Here is a 1,654-nt window from a genome sequence, read left to right as displayed (position 1 = left end):
GCGAAAAAGGTCGCCTATGAGATCAGCAAGGATGACATGCTGCTCGATTTCTTCGTSCGGGCCGTGTTTCCGACAGATCACCGMAAAGCGATCGAAGCCTATTTCACWGGSGGAGAAGATTGCGCCAARCGCTTCGCCRACCTKTGYCGCGAGCACCTTTCATCTGGCCCRKCYAGCGTCCTTGAGTTCGCGTCGGGTTATGGCCGCGTCGCRCGYTAYGCGATGCAYGTTCTGCCGGAYGCAGCATGGGTTTCCAGCGACGTTCACCCAAATGCCGTCGAATTCCTATCAAACAAGATCGGCGTYAGGGCACACCTCTCGTCGACAAAACCGGAGGACTGGAGCATCGACGACGAGTTTGATGTTGTCTTCGCCCTATCGTTTTTYTCRCAYATGCCAGAYGCCACCTTCGCGCCGTGGCTTTCTCGCGTTYTCACGGCGGTGAAGCCGGGGGGTATCTTGATTTTCACAACGCACGGAGCCGTCWCTCTCCGAAATATGAGRGCYGGGGGTTTGCCWGCGSAATTTGATGRCACCGGATTYTATTGGAACTCGAAMAGCGAYCAGCGCGAYYTGGACGCTSGYGACTATGGRACMAGCGCCGTTTCCYYTGGYTATGTTCAAAAAGCMGTGTCCGACRTCGAAGGGGYCGAGYTGATCCGCTTCCAGCAGGCGTTTTGGTGGGGGCACCMAGACCTTTATGTSGTCCGCAAGCTCGATCAATAAGCTTGCTGTACGAACGATATGTCGCATGAAGAAAGCGACTATACGAACTTAGAAGTAATACTACGCAGTAAATAGTTTTTTGCGAGCAGTTATTGCCGTGGCGTCTGGGTATGAAACCGTATTTATGTTGACCGACGCGAAGCCGGCTCGAATTGGAAATGTCCAAGCGTCGGCCCCAAACTCGGTGTGCACCATGAAGTCATACCCGCCTTGGTTCGAATCCCCATGGTAACTTGGCGGGAGCCCCTCTCTGTCGCGGGTCAAACGACCGACAATCGTTGGGACAGTATAACATAAGCATCCATCATCTGAGAGAACGCGCCCGCATTCCCTCAGAGCTTCAATCGGAAATGGCACGTGTTCCAGCGTATCGGAATGAACGACGAGATCAAACTGATCGTCCTCATAGGGCATGGACTGCATGTCGACCGAGGGATAGTCGGCACGGAGATACAGTGGGAGAACCGAAAGCGTATGAGACAATGACGAGCCGTTGATATCGAGAATGCGGAGACGGCGCGCTTCACTAGTATTGACAAAATCGGCCAAAGTGTTGGGGGTGGAGACGGCTTCGCGAATTGCGTTGGCTAAAGCAATCCCCCTTAGATTTGAGCCGCAATGCGTGCATTGCGTGCCTTGCTGCCGGTCGATATAGGAAACCTCGGCGGACGATAAATTCCACTCGGCGATCAGCCGAGGCCAAAGAACTTTGCTGTCCCGAAACTCATCATTCCCGCAAACTGTGCACGCCAACAAAGGGATCCTCCATAAGGCACAAACTCAGGGCATTCGCGCAGAGGGCCAGACGAATAATAGTAGCAGTTCGCCGCTGGACCAGGCTATCGCCATCATGCACAGCGTGGTTTCGAAACTCTCCAATTGTCTGAGGTGTGGTTCATGCCGCGGGGATAGGTGTAGGTGGTAACGG

2 protein-coding genes are annotated in these 1,654 nt (G+C 54.2%); one reads left to right on the top strand and one right to left on the bottom strand.

Annotation, left to right across the window (positions count from 1 at the left end; genetic code table 11):
- The first annotated feature begins 36 nt into the window (after positions 1-36).
- Positions 37-726 carry a class I SAM-dependent methyltransferase gene (locus tag ACXJ7R_RS31965; protein ID WP_457155293.1) on the top strand — a complete coding sequence of 230 codons (690 nt, stop codon included), beginning with the start codon at positions 37-39 and terminating at the stop codon, positions 724-726.
- Between the two features lie 60 nt (positions 727-786).
- Here the strand turns inward: ACXJ7R_RS31965 and ACXJ7R_RS31960 are convergent, their stop codons facing one another.
- Entirely contained in the window at positions 787-1,479 is a 693-nt protein-coding gene (locus tag ACXJ7R_RS31960; protein ID WP_457155292.1) for a class I SAM-dependent methyltransferase, read from the bottom strand.
- Positions 1,480-1,654: the final 175 nt, after the last annotated feature.

This window comes from Mesorhizobium sp. P5_C1, assembly GCF_054049815.1.
This window is presented reverse-complemented; position numbering and strand designations above follow the sequence as displayed.